We start from the raw sequence: 15,933 nt of genomic DNA, 5'->3' as shown, positions 1-15,933 counted from the left end.
GGGGCGGCCCTCCCCGACCTCAGGGGCGGGGCCGCGCCGCCCCCGCGTTCCTCACCTCCCGGGCCGGTCGTCGACGCCCCTGCGGATCTGCGCCGCGATGCCGGGGTCGGTGATCGCGGCGTCGTCGGTCAGCAGGAACGCCTTGGACAGAATGACCGACAGGCGGCCGCCCGCGTCCTCGAAGGGCAGGAAGAGCCCCGCGGGGGCCTTGCCCGAGGGGACCACGCACAGGTAGGCGTCGTCGGGTTCCATCAGGATGTTCGCGCTGCCCAGGTGGATGCGGTAGGTCCGCAGGTCGCCGCGCACCCGGAGGAAGCGGTCGCCGAGCTCCCACCGGTCGGCTCCGCGCAGTTTGGGAAGGAGTCCGGCCAGGGCCGCACGGCGCACCTCGGCGTTCTCGGTGAGCGCGCCGAAGGCGGTGCGCCGCCAGTAGGGCCGGTGGGCCGCCTCGTCCCATTCGGGGTCGGCGGCGATCGAGGTCACCCCCACCGCCAGGTCCAGGTCGCGCATCGCCTCCGAGAGCACCAGTGCCGGGACCTCGGTCAGCGCGACCGGCGACGGTGCGCCCACACGGTTGAAGCGGACCCGCCCGGTGCCGCACGTGCGTACACCGACGGGCTCGTCCGGGGCGATCAGCCGCAGGTCCCAGGTGGCGCGCCACGCGGTCCCGCTCTCGCGGTCGGTGTAGGTGCGCTGGGCGGTGCCCTCGTCGCAGCCGTCCCACTCCGACAGAGCGTCCTGTGACCATCCTCGGGTGGTGAGCAGTGCCCTGGCCTGCGCGTACTTGAGGATGTGCGCGGCGAACCGCAGGGAGTGGTCCCCGGTGGCCTCCTCCGCCGGGGTGAGCAGGTAGATCTCCCGGTAGGCCTGTTTGACGGGTTGGGCGATCTCCCGGTCGGTGAGGTGGTCGCGCCAGCGACGGACGGTCTCCGGTCGGTGCCGGACGGGGTGCCACAACCGCACCCGCGCGGTGTCGGGCAGGTCGCGGGTGCGGGCGACGGTGCGGCCGTCGTGGTCGGCCAGGCGCCAGTGGTCGCCGTCGGGCTCGGGCAGCCCCGCCCGCCACGTCCGTCCGTCGCCGGTGTCGACCTCCCAGATCAGGCGCCGGGCCAGGGTCCCGGTGACCGGGTGCTCCAGGTGGTGGCGGACCCAGGGGCCGACCTTCCAGATCCGCCCCTGGGCCAGGAACGTCTCCGCCCCGGCCCGTTCGGTGGACACGGTCGCCCGCAGCTCCTTGAGTTCGGCCCGCAGTTCCTTGATCCGGTCGGGGTGGGACTCCCGCAGGGGTTTGGGCGGGGAGGCGGCCGGTCTGCCCTTGGCGGAGACGAAACCGAGCGCGGCCGTGCCGTCGTCCGCCAGCGACAGGGTGACGGGGTGCCCGTCCAGGAGCTCGGTACGGGTGCGGTCCCGGCCCAGACCGAAGTCGGGGACGGTCCGCTCCAGCAGCTCCTCGTTGGTCACGCCCTCGCGGTCGGCGATCTCCGACAGCGCCGTGTCGATCGTCTTGAGCATGGTCTTCTTCCTGACCTTGCCGCGGATCCGGCCCAGGGCGGCGACGGCCCGGTCGTCGCCGCGCGCGGCGATGATCCGCACGGCCGCCGAGGCCATCCGCTCCGAGCGCAGCTGCTTGGAGGTGCCCGGCCCGGTGCCCGTGAAGCGGGCCAGGCGCTCCAGCACGGGGATCGCCCAAGGGGTCGACTCCTCCGGCAGGATCTCGGCGCACCACACCATGCCGGTCAGGATGTCGTGGGCGTGCTCCTGGAAGTGGCCGGGCCCGCCCCACCCCTCCGAGTCGGGGATGGTGGGAACGAGGTCCAGCAGGTCACGGATCGCCTCCGGCGCGCGCGGCACGTCGGCCAGTCGTCGCTCCGTCGCACGCCGCCACGCCCGGGTGGGACGCCTGCCCGGCGGGACCAGGCAGTGGACGAACAGGTCGGCCAACCCCTGCCGGGTGAACAGGTCCGGGTGCCGGGTCCGGAGCAGATCGCCGAAGAGGTCGCCCTCGGCGAACAGGTCCGCCATCGATCGGGTGTCGCCCAGGCGCAGGAGGAGCCGCAGGGTGCGCACGTGCCACTCCCACATGTGCGCGATCTCCGCCGACTCCCGGACCATGTCCCCGTGCATGCGGGCGCGTAGCTCACGCAGCCGGTCCAGGCACGCCCTCGACACCTCCTCGTCGGCCTCCTCGCAGGCCGCGACCGGTACGGGAGCCTCCACCAGGTCGAGCAGGACGGTGTCCAGCAGCAGGGCCAGGGTGTCGTCCTCCCAGGCCGTACGCCGCAGCAGGTGGTGGGCGGTCCGCTCGTACAGGACGGCCGCCTGGTACAGGTCCATGTCCCTGGCCGCGCGCGACCGGTCGTGGTGGGAGAGCAGCAGGCACCACACGGTCAGGCGACGGCTCAGATCCGGGGTGAGCCGGTCGGTGACCGTGCGGGGGCCGTGGTCCTCGGGCAGGGGTGAGTCGTGGTAGCCGCCGTAGAGGGATGCGGCGGTCTCGCGCACCACCGTGTCGAGGTCCCGCACCGCCGTGTCGAGTCCGGGCGCGTGGAGTCGGGCGAGGAACTCCTCGGCCCGTGGGGGAAGCCCGTGGTCACTGATCATCCCGGCCGCCCACGCGCCGGCCCGGGTCGCGGTGTCGTCGTCGACGGCGCCCATGTCAGCCACCCACCAGGGGGACGAGCTTGATGAACACGATCTCCGGATCGGCCGTCAGGTCGACCGTCTCCTCCAGCGTCTGCGCCTGGCGGTCGCCGACGATCACCACGAACCCCTGGCGGGAGAAGGCCTCCAGGGCGCGGTCGGCCTGCTTCTCCCAGTCGATCCGGGGGCGCGCTCCGTGGTCCGGCCGTCCGTTCAGCTCCTGCTCCGCACGGGTCGGCGTGACCAGCCCCCGCCAGGAAGGCGTCGGGTCGGCGTTGTGGCGGGCGACCTCCTCACGTACCCGCAGTCGGATCACCTCTCGCACGGTGATCCGCTCCGGCAGGTCGGGCAGGTCGAAGGTCGCGAGACGTTCGCCCCTGGGGCTCTCGTCCCGGAACGTGGCGTGTGGCATGGGGGTCCTCGAAGTCAGGGGTTGTCCGACGGGGTGAGGCAAAGGTAGCGGCCGGGGGTGACCGAACCCGATTCCCGGTTCGCCCCGGCCCGGGAGAACCGCGGTGGCACGGCGTAGGCTCGGCGGGAGACCGCGACGACGACCCCGAGGTGTTCGGTATGCCCTAGGCACGTGCTCCGCCGCGCTCCTTCGTCCAGGAAGCCCGTCCACGGCGAAGGAGACGATCGACATGAACGAGACCACACCGCCCGTCGCCGTGCCCGCGGCGCTCGCCGAGAGCGTCAGCTGGAACTTCGGACCGGAGTGGGCGGCCGCCCTGCCGGGGTTGACCGCGCGCCAGTGCGACCGGTGGGAACTGCGCCCCGAGGGCCCGGCGATGCACGGCATGGTGGGGCTGGCCCTGCCCGTCCGGCGCGCCGACGGGTCCCCGGCCGTGCTCAAGGTGCAGCCGGTGGACGGGGAGACCGCGGGTGAGCCCGTTGCGCTGCGCGCCTGGGCCGGTGACGGCGCCGTCCGGCTGCTCGACCACGATCCGGACACCGGGGCGATGCTGCTGGAGGCCCTCGACCCCTCGCGGTCGCTGCTGGGGGTGGAGGCGACCGAGGCGCTGACCGTGATCGGGACGCTGCTGTCGCGGTTGAACGCCCACCCCGCCCCGGCGGGTCTGCCCGGTCTGGGGCCGGTGACCCTGGACCTGGCGGAACGCGCGGACCGGCTGGCCGCCGTGGGTGTGGGAGGCGCCCCGGACCGGCTGGCGAACCTGGCGTCGCGGGCACGGGAGATGGCCGCCGAGCCGGGTGACCGGCTCCTGCACTGGGACCTGCACTACGGGAACGTGCTGGCGCCGAGGCCCGGATCGGACCGGGGAGCGTGGCTGGCGATCGACCCCAAGCCCCTGGCGGGCGACCCGGGGTTCGAACTGATGCCCGCCCTGCGCGAGCGGTGGGAGGAGGCGGTGGCCACCGGCGACGTCCACCGCGAGGCGCGCCGCCGGTTCGACCTGCTGACCGACGCGGCGGGCCTGGACCGCGCCCGCACCCGGATGTGGACTCTGGTGCGGGTGCTCCAGGAGTGCGTCTGGTGGGTGGAGGACGGTGAGGAGGGGCTGCCGGAGGTCCCGCTCGTGATCGCCGACGCCCTGGGCCGGTGGCGGTGACCCGCCGTGTGGCGGCGGTACCCCGCCACACGGCGCTTCCCTCCCCGAACCCGTGCGCCCACAATGGTGACCCACGTCACCACTGATGCCCGGAGGCTTCCATGACGGATCCCGTCCGCCCCCCGTTCGACCCGGAGCTGGCCGCCGCCCTGTCCGTGATCAACGAGAACGTGCCGTCCTCCCTCACACCCGAGATGGTTCCCCAGATCCGGCGGCAGCGCGCCGAGGCGCTGCGGACCCAGGTGCCGGCCGACCTGACTCTGGAGGGGGCCTTCACCGAGGAGTCCCACACCGCGCCCGGCCCGGGGGGAGCGCCCGAGGTGCCCCTGATCGTGTGGCGGCCCACGGCGGGGTCCTCCCCCACCGGAGCGCTGTACTGGATCCACGGCGGCGGCATGATGCTGGGCACGCACCGGGGCGAGGAGATCCCCCTCCTGTTGGAGACCGCTCGGGAGCTGGGCGCGGCCCTGGTGTCGGTGGACTACCGACTGGCTCCGGAGAACCCGCACCCGGCGCCCGTGGAGGACTGCTACGCGGGACTGGTGTGGGTGGTCGAGAACGCGGAGAAGTTGGGAGTCGACCCCGGCCGGGTGGTGGTCGGCGGAGCGAGCGCGGGCGGCGGCCTGGCCGCGGCGACCGCGCTCTTGGCCCGTGACCGCGGTGGGCCCGATCTGATCGGGCAGCTCCTGCTGTACCCGATGCTGGACGACCGCAACGACACCTGCTCATCCCACCAGATGGCGGGCACGGGCGTGTGGGACCGGGTCTCCAACGACACGGGGTGGGGCGCGCTGCTCGGCGAGGCGGCGGGTGGGCCGGACGTGTCGCCCTACGCCGCCCCGGCCCGGTCCGAGGACCTGTCGGGGCTGCCCCCGGCCTTCCTGGACGTGGGCTCCGCCGAGACGTTCCGTGACGAGGTCGTGGAGTTCGCGTCGCGTCTGTGGAAGGCGGGGGGCTCGGCCGAACTGCACGTGTGGCCGGGCGGCTTCCACGGATTCGACGGATTCGCGCCCCAGGCGGCGCTGAGCCGAAGCGCCGCGGCTCAACGCCTGCCGTGGTTGCGCAGGATCATGGGGGTCTGATCCCCGGGTGCGGGGATCAGGCAGAATACGTCCATGAGAGAGCTGCTCGGCAGGATCACGGCTCTGGACCCGGAGGCGGGCGCGGCCGTCAGGGTGATCACCTATTTCGACGCCCTGGCGGGCACGGGTGTGGAGCCGATCGTGCGGGGCGCGGCCGTTCTGACCGGGCTGCCCGCCGGTTTCGTGGACCGGTCACGCGCGGTGGCCGTGCGCGTGGCACCGGACGGCTCGGTGGACCGGGCCGCGGCCGACCCCGACCCGTCCTGGTGTTCGGTCCGGGGCGGGTCCGTGGACGGCGTCCTGTGGCTGGAGCGCTCCGGTGAGCCGGGGCCGGTCGAGGCCGTGGTACTGGAACGGGCCTCGGCCGCCCTGCGCGTCCATCTGGAGTTGACGGCTCCGGCGGGCGGCGGGGAGGAACTCGCGAAGATGGCGGTCGACTCCCGGGTGGCCGAGTCCGTGCGCGGGCGCGCGGCCCGCCGGTTGGGGTTCGGCGCCCGGGCCCGGGTGCGCGCCGTGGCGGTGTCCGGCGGGGCGGTGCGGGTCGTGACCGCCTCGGAGGAACCCGTTGACGGGGCCTCGCGCGCGGGTGTGGGTCCGGAGGTGGACGTGTCGGATCTGCCGGAGTCGTGGGAGGACGCGGCGCGGGCGTTGCGCTTCACCGCCGAGGGGACGGGCGCGGACCCGGGTCCGCGCGTGGTCCGCGCCGAGGAGCTGGGCGGCCTGCTGCTGCTGGCTGACGCGGTGGGGCCGGGCTGGGAGCCGGTCCCGGACGTCGCCGCCCTGGAACCGGTGGAGCGGGACGGCGTCGCGCTGTTGGAGACGCTGGAGGCGGTGGCCGCGGCGCCCAGTCTGCGGGCGGCCGCCGCCGCGCTGGGAGTGCACCACTCCACGATCCAGGAGGGTGTGGGGCGGGCCGAACGGATGTTGGGCTGGTCGGTGCGCGACGTTCCGGGCAGGCTGCGGCTCCAGGTCGCGCTGGCCCTGCGGCGGCTGCACCGCAACGTCTGACGGCGGCCGCCGGGCCGCCGTCAGGGATTCCTCCGGGAAGGGACGTCCCGTGTCAGCCGTCGACGACGGTGATGCCCAGGGCGGCCAGGATCGTCCCGGCCTGCGCGGGTCCAATGGTGGCGCCGCGCAGGTAACCCGCCTGGTCCAGGGCGAGTTCGCCCAGGTCGGCGCCGCGCAGATCGGCCCCGTCCAGTTTGACGTCCACCAGGTTGGCGCCACGCAGTCGGGACTCGACCCATACCGTCTGCCGCAGGTCGGCGCCGGCCAGGTCGGCCTCGTCCAGGCGCAGCCCTTCCAGGGTCTGGCCGCGCAGGTCGAGGCCCTTGCAGCGGGCCAGCATCAGATTGCAGTGGGCGAACGTGTAGCCGACCCCGCGCAGGGAGGTCAGCCCGGCGCCGGTCAGCCGGCATCCGGTGAACGCCGTGTCGGTGAGCAGCGCGCCCTGCCAGCGGGTGTTGGCCAGGTCCATCTTCTCGAACCGGGCGTCGGGGCCGTCCACGTGGGTGAACGAGGCTCCGGCGGCGCTGCCGCCCGTGAGGCGCGCCCCGTCCAGGAGCGCGCGGTCCAGTCGGGCGCCGTCGAGGCGGCAGTCGGTGAAGACGGTGTCGACGAGGTCGGCGTCGCGCAGATCGGCCTCGGTGAAGTCGCAGCGGACGAACGTCCGCGCTTCGGGCAGGGCGCCTCGGTCGGCCCCGGACAGGTCGGCGTCGACGATGGCGGTGGGGGCGGGTTCGGTACTCATCGCGCGGACCCTAGCGGTCGGCGGTGACAGAACCCGCCCCGGCGCGCTCAGTCCCGCAGTTTCAGGGCCAGGAACAGGTCGACCCTGTGCTCCAGACTGCTCAGGTCGCGTCCGGTGAGCTCCTCGACCCGGCCGATGCGGTAGCGCAGGGTGTTGACGTGGACGTGCATGGCCGCCGCGCAGCGCTGCCAGGATCCGGAGTGCTCCAGGAACTGCTCCAGGGTGGAGACGAGTTCGGAGCGGTGGTCGCGGTCGTAGGCGATGAGCGGGCCCAGCAGGCGTTCGCGGTAGGAGGACTGGACCTCCTCGGGGACGGAGGCGAGCAGGAGTTCGTGGGAGTCGATCTCGGCTCCGGCGATCACCCTGGACCGGCCGCCGCGCAGTTCGGCCAGGCGGCGGGCGTGGCGGGCCTCCACGGCCGCGCCGCGCAGTTCGGACACGCCGTGGGCCGCGGAGCTGAGGCCGAGGGCGATGCGGTAGTCGAGCAGTCCGCCCTCCAGGACACGGGCCCTGCGGACGAGGCGGGCGCGGATCTCCTCGCCGCCGCGGCGGGCGTCGACCCCGTCGGGTACCGGGACGACGGCCAGCGAGTCGGTGTCGCCGGTGACCACGGCGCCGGGCCAGTCGGCGACGAGTTCGGTGAGCACGCGTCGGGTGAGGTCGGGGATACGGGGTTCGGGCATCATGACGGCCCGGACCACGACGCGGCCGCGCTCGGCGAAGTCCTCGTCGGGGCCGAGGCCGCTCATCAGGGCGCCGGCCTCGTCGAAACGCTGGGCGGCCAGCAGTCTGGGCAGTCCCTCCAGGTGGCGGGCGTCGGTCAGGGCGCGCTCCTCCCGGCGGCTGCGCGCGAGCACGGCGACGGAGACGAGTTCGGCGACCGACTCGTGTTCCTCCTCCGTCCAGGCGCCCTGATCCCCCGCGCACACGAGCAGCCAGGTGGCCAGGGGGTGGGCCTCCTTGGTCTGGACGGGCAGGACGGTGACCACGGCGCCGTCCCCGCCCGGCAGCCGGACGGTGCGAGGGAAGGTCGGCCAGGTGAGCGCCTTGGCGGCGAGCCACTCGGCCGCGTCGGGTGACAGGGGGGCGCTCGAGGAGGCGACCCTGCGCCCGGTGGAGGAGATCACCCAGGAGGTGATCCCGGCCTGGGTGGCGGCCCCGGCGAAGGCCTCGGGGAAGTCGGCTCCCGCGGCGACCTCGGCCATGACGCGGCGGTGCCGGTCCCGGGTCTCGGAGATGGTGGTGAACCGGTGCTGGGTCAGGGCGCGCAGGACCTCCTCGGTGACCGCGCCGAAGGAGGTCTCCGAGGGCACCTCGACGAGGGGGATGTCGTGGGCGCGGCAGGCCTCCACCAGGTCGGGCGGGATGTCGCTCAGCGCTGTTCCGGCGCCGAGGGCGACCGCGCCGGCGCTGGCGATGGAGGACACGAATGTCTCGGAGTCCTCTGGGCGGGTACGCCACATCATGCCGGTGAGGATGAACTCTCCGCCGCGCAGGTACCGGGCGGGTTCGAGCAGATCGGTGGTGTAGAACCACCGCACGGTGCGGTGGGCGTGCTCGGCTCCGGTCAGGAAACGCAGGTGCAGTCTCTTGACGGCGAGCAGCTCACTGATCTGCATGAACGATCCTTTGTTGCTTGTGGGGTGGCTGATCCCAGTGGACGGTACGTGATCTTCCCCGCCAGTGGCACCGTCTGGCGGACACCGGGGGGACGTGAGGCGTTCGCGCAGACGTTACTTGTAGGAAGATCCCAACGATAGTGGCCCGTTTCACTGGCAGTTCATGTCTTTACGTGCTAGTAGGGCTCGGCTCGTCGGTGGTGTACTTCACATCACTACCGGATTACCCAGGAGTTGTGCACACCTTCCGACGTCCAACCAACTCCGTGGCGAGCAACGAGGACAAGTATGGAATTCCTGAGTCCCTCCACACTGGAGGAGGCGCTCGAGGCCAAGAGCGCCCATCCTGACGGGGTGCCCATCATGGGCGGCACCGACGTCATGGTGGAACTCAACTTCGACAAGCACCGCCCCGAGGTCCTGATCGACCTGGCCCGGATCCCCGAGCTGGCCGAGTGGGGTCCCGAGGGCGAGTACACCCGCCTCGGTGCGGGCGTGCCCTACACCCGGATCATCGAGAACCTGCAGAAGCAGGCCCCGGGCCTGGCCAAGGCCTCCCGGACGGTGGCCTCCCCGCAGATCCGCAACCGGGGCACGGTCGGCGGCAACCTCGGGGGCGCCTCCCCCGCCGGTGACACGCACCCGCCGCTGCTCGCCACCGGCGCCGTGATCGAACTCGCGTCGGTGCGCGGTCGGCGCACGGTCGCCGCCCGCGACTTCTACCTGTCGTTCCGTACGACCGCCCTGCAGCCAGACGAGCTGATCACCGCGATCCTGCTGCCCGCCCCCAGGGGCCCGCAGCAGTTCCTCAAGATCGGGACGCGCAACGCGATGGTGATCTCGGTCGCGGGCTTCTCCCTGTCCCTGGACGCGGAGAACCGGACCGTGGGCACGGGTCTGGGCTCGGTCGGCCCGACGCCGGTGCGTTCGGAGGCCGCCGAGGAGTTCCTGGCCGCCGAGTTCGACTGGGAGAACGCGTCGGTGCCCTCGGAGGCCACCGTGCGGCGCTTCGGCGAGCTCGTCGCCTCGGCCGCCCGTCCCATCGACGACCAGCGGGGGAGCGCCGACTACCGCAAGCACGCGATGTCGGTCATGGCGCGTCGCGCGCTGAGCTGGTCCGTCACCGAATACCGGAAGGGAGCCACGCGATGCGCGTGAACCTCAACGTCAACGGCGAGGAGATGACCGCCGAGAACGTCTGGCCGGGCGAGAGCCTGCTGTACGTGCTCCGTGAGCGGTTGGGCCTCCCCGGCAGCAAGAACGCCTGTGAGCAGGGTGAGTGCGGCTCCTGCACGGTCTACTTCGACGGCGTGACGGCGTGTTCGTGCATGATCGCCGCCGGACAGGCCGAGGGCCGCGAGATCCGGACCGTCGAGGGCCTGGCCGAGGAGTCGGGCAAGGGTTCGGACAAGAACCTGGGCACGGTCCAGGACGCGTTCGTCGAGGCGGGCGCCGTCCAGTGCGGTTTCTGCACGCCGGGCCTGCTGGTCCAGACCGACGACCTGCTGGAGCGCACGGTGGGGGCCGGCAAGCCCGCCCCGGACGACGCGGAGATCCGCGAGGCGCTCGCGGGCAACCTGTGCCGCTGCACGGGGTACGAGAAGATCATCGACGCGGTGCACCTGGCCGCCGAGCGTCGGGCGGCCTCCGGGAGCAACGCATGAGTCGCACGATCGTCATCGAGGGAGCCCACGTCGTCACGGTGGACGGCGCGGAGTACGCGGGCGGGCACGTCGTGGTCACCGATGGCCGGATCAGCGCGGTCGGAGCGGGGCCGGCTCCGGAGGTCGCGGGCGCCGAGCGGATCGACGGGCGCGGGTGCCTGGCCACCCCGGGCCTGGTCAACACGCACAACCACCTGTACCAGTGGGCCACGCAGGGCCTGTTCGCCGACGGCACGCTCTTCGAGTGGCTGGTGGGTTCCTACGAGATCTGGCACCGGCTGGACGCCGAGGTGGTGTCGGGGACGACGAGCGCCGGGATGGCCCACCTGGCCCTGTCCGGGTGCACGACCGCTTCCGACCACCACTACATCTACCCCTCGGGCCGCGGTGACATCGTGGCGGCCGAGGTCGAGGCCGCCCGCGAGGTGGGCATCCGTCTGGACCTGGCGCGCGGGTCGATGGACCGCGGGCACAGCTCGGGCGGCCTGCCGCCGGACAGCGTCGTGGAGACCACCGACGGTGCTCTGGAGGGGACCGCGGCGGCGATCGACGCCCACCACGACGCCTCTCCCGAGTCGATGACCCGCGTGGCCGCGGCTCCGTGCTCGCCGTTCTCGGTGAGCCGGGAGCTGATGGTCGGCGCCGCCGAGCTGGCGCGCGCCAAGGGTGTGCGGCTGCACACCCACCTCGCCGAGACGCTCGACGAGGAGGAGAAGTGCCAGGCCGAGTTCGGGTGCACCCCGGTCGAGTACGCGGAGAAGCTCGGCTGGCTGGGTGAGGACGTGTGGTTCGCCCACGCGGTGCACCTGTCCGACACCGCGATCGCCCGGATCGCGGCCACCGGCACCGGCATCGCGCACTGCCCGACCTCCAACGCCCGTCTGGGCGCGGGGATCTGTCGGGTGACCGAGCTGCTGGAGGCGGGGGCCCGGGTGGGCCTGGGCGTGGACGGCCCGGCCTCCAGCGAGCTCACCGGCCTGGCCGGGGAGATGCACCAGGCGCTGCTCATGGCCCGCGCCCGCAAGGGCCCGCAGGCGCTGAGCGCCCGCCAGGCGCTGGAGATGGCGACCCTGGGCGGCGCCCGTGTCCTGGGCCGCGACGCCGAGCTCGGTTCGATCACCGTGGGCAAGGTCGCCGACATCGCCCTGTGGCGGGTGGACGGCTTCGGCTACGACGTGATCGACGACCCGGTGGTGGCCGCGGTCTTCGGCCCCACCCCTCCCCTGGAGCGGCTCCTCGTCGGCGGGAACACCGTCGTCGACCGCGGCCAGCTCCGCACCCTCTCCGCCGACACCGCGGCCGCGCGCGGTCGCGCCGCGCACCGCGCCCTGCTTCAGGAGGCGAGCCTTTAGATGGCGACGACGACCACCCGGACGGTCACGGACCTGTCCAGCACCACCAAGGACGGGCTGGGGTCCAGCCCGCTGCGCCCCGACGGCACCCTGAAGGTGACCGGGGAGTTCGCCTACTCCTCGGACATGTGGATGGAGGACATGCTGTGGGGGATGACCCTGCGCAGCCCCCACCCGCACGCGAGGATCCTGGGCATCGACATCACCGAGGCGCTCAAGGTCCCCGGCGTGGAGGCCGTGCTCACGCACGAGGACGTGCCCGGCGCCAAGCGCTACGGCCTGGAGTACAAGGACCAGCCGGTGCTGGCCTTCGGCAAGGTGCGCTACAAGGGTGAGCCGGTGGCCCTCGTGGCCGCCGACCACCCGGAGACCGCCCGCCGCGCTCTGGAGCGGATCAAGGTCGACTACGAGGTCCTGCCCCCGGTCAGCGACTCGCGGCGGGCCGCCCTCGACCCCGAGTACCCGCTGGTGCACGAGGAGGGCAGCCTCAAGATCCACGAGGAGTACCACCAGTCCGGCAACCGGGTCCGCTACCAGCCCATCCGCACCGGCGGGTTCCGGGACGTGGCCGGGAGCGAGGACCGGGAGCGGGAGGTCCTTCGGGCCCTGCGCGCCCAGGCCGACGCGGTCGTGGAGACCGAGTACGAGGTCGGCATGCAGGACCAGGCGTTCCTGGGCCCCGAGTCCGGCCTGGCCGTCCCCGAGGAGGACGGCGGCGTCCACATCTACGTCGCCACCCAGTGGCTGCACAGCGACCTCTGGCAGATCGTGCCCTGCCTGGGCCTGCCCGAGGACAAGGTGCGGATGACCATGGCGGGGGTCGGCGGGGCCTTCGGCGGCCGCGAGGACCTGTCGATGCAGATCCACGGTGCCATGCTCGCCCTGCGCACCGGCAAGCCGGTCAAGATCGTGTACAACCGCGAGGAGTCGTTCTACGGCCACGTGCACCGGCACCCGGCCAAGATGCGCTTCGAGCACGGCGCCAAGGCCGACGGAACGCTGCTGTACGCCACGCTGGAGATCATCGTGGACGGCGGCGCCTACGCCTCGGCGACGCCAGCCGTGGTGGGTGTGGCCTCCTCGCTGGGCATCGGCCCCTACGAGGTGCCCCACGTGCTCGTGGACGCCTACGGGGTGTACACCACCAACCCGCCGTGCGGCGCGATGCGCGGTTTCGGTGCGGTCCAGGCGTGCTTCGGCTACGAGTCGCAGATGGACAAGCTCGCGGAGAAGCTGGGCATGCACCCGGTGGACCTGCGGATCAAGAACGCCATGTCGCAGGGTTCGCGGATCATCACGGGCCAGGAGCTGCACAGCCCGCTGCCGATGGCGGAGATGCTCCAGCGCGCCCGCGACCTGCCGATGCCGGTCGACCGGTCCGAGCTGCCCGACCCCGCCGACCTGCGCACCCTTCCGGGTGGCGTGGCCGGTACCACGCACGGCGAGGGTGTCGTGCGCGGTGTGGGCTACGGCGTGGGCCTGAAGAACCTGTGCTTCTCGGAGGGCTTCGACGACTACTCCACCGCACGTGTGCGGATGGAGATCGTGGCCGGTGAGCCGATCGTGCTCGTGCACACGGCGGCCGCCGAGGTCGGCCAGGGCCTGGTCACCGTCAAGGGCCAGATCGCCCGCACCGAGCTGGGTGTGGAGAAGGTGGTCATCAACCCGTCCGACACCGGGGTGGGTTCGGCCGGTTCCTCCTCCGCCTCCCGCCAGTCGTACATGACCGGTGGTGCGGTGAAGCTGGCCTGTGAGGCCGTGCGCGAGTCGGTGTTCTCCTTCGCCCGCGAGCGCGGTGTGGTCCCGGCCGACCGGCACGACGCGGACCTGTCCCTGGTGGGCGGCAAGCTGGTCTCGGCCACCGACGGCGTGCTGACGTCGCTGGCCGACCTGCTCGGCGACTCCGCGAGCGGTGGCACGGTGGTGGAGGAGACCCGCGAACACCACCACCGTCCGACCGAGATGATCGACCCGGTCCTGGGCCAGGGTGACTCGCACACCCAGTTCGGCATGTGCGTGCACCGCGCCGTGGTGGACGTGGACGTGGAGCTCGGCCTGGTCAAGGTCGTGGCCCTGGACGCGGTGCAGGACGTCGGCAAGGTACTGCACCCGCAGCAGCTGACCGGTCAGATCCAGGGCGCCTCGACCCAGGGTCTGGGTCTGGCGCTGATGGAGGAGATCCAGGTCAAGGACAGCGTGATCCGGAACCCGTCGTTCACGGACTACCTGATCCCGACCATCCTGGACACCCCGCCGATGCGGATCGACGTCCTGGAGCACCCCGACCCGCGCGCCCCCTACGGGCTGCGCGGCGCGGGTGAGCCGCCGACCCTGTCCTCGACCCCGGCGATCGTGGCCGCGGTCCGCGACGCCACAGGCCGTGCGCTGACGCACGCGCCGGTGCGCCCCGAGGACATCGTCGGTATCGAGCTCTGACGCGGGCGGCGGGTGTGCGCCCGCCGCCCCTCAGAGGGCGTGACCGGTGGCCCCGGGGCCACCGGTCACGCCCAGCCCCCCAGAACCGCCCGCCCCGGATCCGCCGGCGCCCTCGGCACCGGGGCGGGTGCCCAGTAGGACAGCGTCGTCCTGCGCCTCCCATTGGTTGGCTACCTTACGTAGCAATCCCCCCACGCATGGTGTTTCCCATGCTCATATCCCTCCAGGAGGGGACATGACACAAGTCGACACCTCCGGCTCGCGCGACGCGCAGGCCGCACCGGCTCGATCCTGGCTCGACCGCTTCTTCTTCATCGGTGAGCGCGGTTCCACCATCGGACAGGAGGTCCGGGGCGGGCTCACCACCTTCATGGCGATGGCCTACATCATCGTCCTGAACCCGATCATCCTCAGCGGCGTGGAGGACGCCGCCGGCAACACCCTGGACCCGGCTCAGCTGACCACGATGACGGCGCTGTCCGCGGGCCTGGTCACCATCATGATGGGTGTGGTGGGCCGCGCCCCGATCGCCTGCGCCGCGGCGCTGGGCGTGAGCGCCGTGGTCGCCTACGTGGCCGCGCCCGTCATGACCTGGTCCGAGGTCATGGGCCTGGTGGTCTGGCAGGGGATCGTCATCATCCTGATGGTGGTCACCGGTGTACGGACCGCGGTGATGAACGCGCTGCCGCACAACCTCAAGATCGCCATCGGCGTCGGCATCGGTATGTTCGTCTGCCTCATCGGGCTCAAGAACGCCGGTTTCGTCAGCGCGGGCGGCGCACTGCTGACGCTCGGCGGCCCCGACTCCGGCGGTCACCTGAACGGCTGGCCGATCCTGGTGTTCGTGGCCGGTCTGGTCCTGTCCGCGATTCTCCTGGCACGCAATGTCACGGGCGCCATCTTCTACGGGATCGTCGGCGCCACCCTGCTGGGCATCGTCCTCCACTACGCCTTCGGCCTCGACGGCTCCGCCTGGGGCGGGCAGGGCTGGGGCGGTTCCAGCCCCGAGCTGCCCGGCAACCCGGTGGCGCTGCCCGACTTCGGTCTGCTCTTCCAGGTGGACATGCTCGGCGCCTGGACGTCGGCCGGCCCGACCACGGCCGGTGTCATCCTCTTCACCATGGTCCTGGCCGGGTTCTTCGACGCGCTCGGCACCATCCTGGCGATCGGCGCCAAGGCCAACATCGCCGACTCCAGCGGCCAGATGCCCCGGGTCAACCAGATCCTGGTCACCGACGGGTCCGGCGCCGTGGTCGGTGGTCTGACCAGCTCCTCGGCGACTCTGGTGTTCGTCGAGTCCACGGCCGGTGTGAGCGAGGGCGCGCGGTCCGGTCTGGCGAGCGTGGTCACGGGGGCCCTGTTCCTGAGCGCGGTCTTCTTCGCCCCGGTGTTCGCGATCGTCCCGACGCAGGCGGCCTCGGTGGCCATGGTCCTCGTCGGCGTCATGATGATGACGCACATCAGGGACATCGACTGGTCGGACATCTCGATCGCGATCCCCGCCTTCCTGACGATCGCGATGATGCCGTTCGCCTTCGACATCGCGACCGGCATCGGGATCGGCGTCATCGCCTACACCGTGGTCCGCTCCGCCCAGGGCAAGCACAAGGAGGTCCACTGGCTGATGTGGGTCCTGTCGGCGGTGTTCGCGTTCCACTTCGCGATGCACGCCCTCGGCCTGGAGTAGTCTCCTCCCCTCCCCCCGCCTCGGGCCGCCGCGCACTCCGGATGCGCGGCGGCCCGACGCTCGTGTTCGGGCGAAATGCGTGGATACCGACCCCGGTGACGAGAAAAAGTGATGATACTGCGACCTCCGGGTAAG

12 protein-coding genes are annotated in these 15,933 nt (G+C 72.4%); 8 read left to right on the top strand and 4 right to left on the bottom strand.

Annotation, left to right across the window (positions count from 1 at the left end; translation table 11 throughout):
- Positions 1-51: 51 nt before the first annotated feature.
- Together KIK06_RS06775 and KIK06_RS06770 are read right to left on the bottom strand one after the other, a co-directional pair.
- The gene (locus KIK06_RS06775) at positions 52-2,655 is read right to left on the bottom strand and encodes a DUF4132 domain-containing protein (RefSeq protein ID WP_268642447.1); all 2,604 of its coding nucleotides are present in this window, start codon (positions 2,653-2,655) and stop codon (positions 52-54) included.
- A 1-nt stretch (position 2,656) separates the two neighbouring features.
- Positions 2,657-3,052, bottom strand: a complete 396-nt coding sequence (locus KIK06_RS06770; protein WP_268642446.1) for a hypothetical protein — start codon at positions 3,050-3,052, stop codon at positions 2,657-2,659.
- A 229-nt stretch (positions 3,053-3,281) separates the two neighbouring features.
- On the opposite strand from KIK06_RS06770, the gene KIK06_RS06765 reads away from it, so the two are divergent.
- The 3 genes from KIK06_RS06765 to KIK06_RS06755 all read left to right on the top strand — a co-directional run bounded on the left by KIK06_RS06765 (position 3,282) and on the right by KIK06_RS06755 (position 6,298).
- Positions 3,282-4,208 carry an aminoglycoside phosphotransferase family protein gene (locus tag KIK06_RS06765; protein WP_268642445.1) on the top strand — a complete coding sequence of 309 codons (927 nt, stop codon included), beginning with the start codon at positions 3,282-3,284 and terminating at the stop codon, positions 4,206-4,208.
- Positions 4,209-4,309: 101 nt separating this feature from the next.
- The gene (locus KIK06_RS06760; protein ID WP_017597695.1) at positions 4,310-5,290 is read left to right on the top strand and encodes an alpha/beta hydrolase; all 981 of its coding nucleotides are present in this window, start codon (positions 4,310-4,312) and stop codon (positions 5,288-5,290) included.
- A gap of 33 nt (positions 5,291-5,323) precedes the next feature.
- Entirely contained in the window at positions 5,324-6,298 is a 975-nt protein-coding gene (locus tag KIK06_RS06755; protein WP_268642444.1) for a helix-turn-helix domain-containing protein, read from the top strand.
- A gap of 52 nt (positions 6,299-6,350) precedes the next feature.
- Here KIK06_RS06755 and KIK06_RS06750 read toward each other — a convergent pair whose 3' ends face one another.
- Entirely contained in the window at positions 6,351-7,040 is a 690-nt protein-coding gene (locus tag KIK06_RS06750) for a pentapeptide repeat-containing protein (RefSeq protein WP_268642443.1), read from the bottom strand.
- Positions 7,041-7,087: 47 nt separating this feature from the next.
- Positions 7,088-8,659, bottom strand: a complete 1,572-nt coding sequence (locus KIK06_RS06745) for a PucR family transcriptional regulator (protein ID WP_268642441.1) — start codon at positions 8,657-8,659, stop codon at positions 7,088-7,090.
- Positions 8,660-8,947: 288 nt separating this feature from the next.
- Between KIK06_RS06745 and KIK06_RS06740 the strand changes: the two genes are divergently transcribed.
- The 5 genes from KIK06_RS06740 (at position 8,948) to KIK06_RS06720 (ending at position 15,798) form a co-directional block, all read left to right on the top strand.
- Positions 8,948-9,817: an FAD binding domain-containing protein gene (locus KIK06_RS06740; protein ID WP_268642439.1), complete on the top strand. Its 870-nt coding sequence runs from the start codon at positions 8,948-8,950 to the stop codon at positions 9,815-9,817.
- Positions 9,808-10,323, top strand: a complete 516-nt coding sequence (locus KIK06_RS06735) for a (2Fe-2S)-binding protein (RefSeq protein WP_017597700.1) — start codon at positions 9,808-9,810, stop codon at positions 10,321-10,323. The genes KIK06_RS06740 and KIK06_RS06735 overlap by 10 nt, the downstream gene beginning before the upstream one ends.
- Positions 10,320-11,675, top strand: a complete 1,356-nt coding sequence (locus tag KIK06_RS06730) for an 8-oxoguanine deaminase (RefSeq protein ID WP_268642438.1) — start codon at positions 10,320-10,322, stop codon at positions 11,673-11,675. Before KIK06_RS06735 ends, KIK06_RS06730 begins: the two co-directional genes overlap by 4 nt.
- On the top strand, positions 11,676-14,111 hold the full coding sequence (locus KIK06_RS06725; RefSeq protein WP_268642437.1) for a xanthine dehydrogenase family protein molybdopterin-binding subunit: 2,436 nt from the start codon (positions 11,676-11,678) through the stop codon (positions 14,109-14,111).
- 235 nt (positions 14,112-14,346) lie between these two features.
- The gene (locus KIK06_RS06720; RefSeq protein ID WP_268642435.1) at positions 14,347-15,798 is read left to right on the top strand and encodes an NCS2 family permease; all 1,452 of its coding nucleotides are present in this window, start codon (positions 14,347-14,349) and stop codon (positions 15,796-15,798) included.
- Positions 15,799-15,933 lie beyond the last annotated feature (135 nt).

It is taken from the genome of Nocardiopsis sp. EMB25 (assembly GCF_026797795.1).
In the GTDB taxonomy this organism is placed as follows: domain Bacteria; phylum Actinomycetota; class Actinomycetes; order Streptosporangiales; family Streptosporangiaceae; genus Nocardiopsis; species Nocardiopsis lucentensis.
Note: the sequence above shows the minus strand (reverse complement) of the source record. Positions and strands in the feature narration are given on the sequence as shown.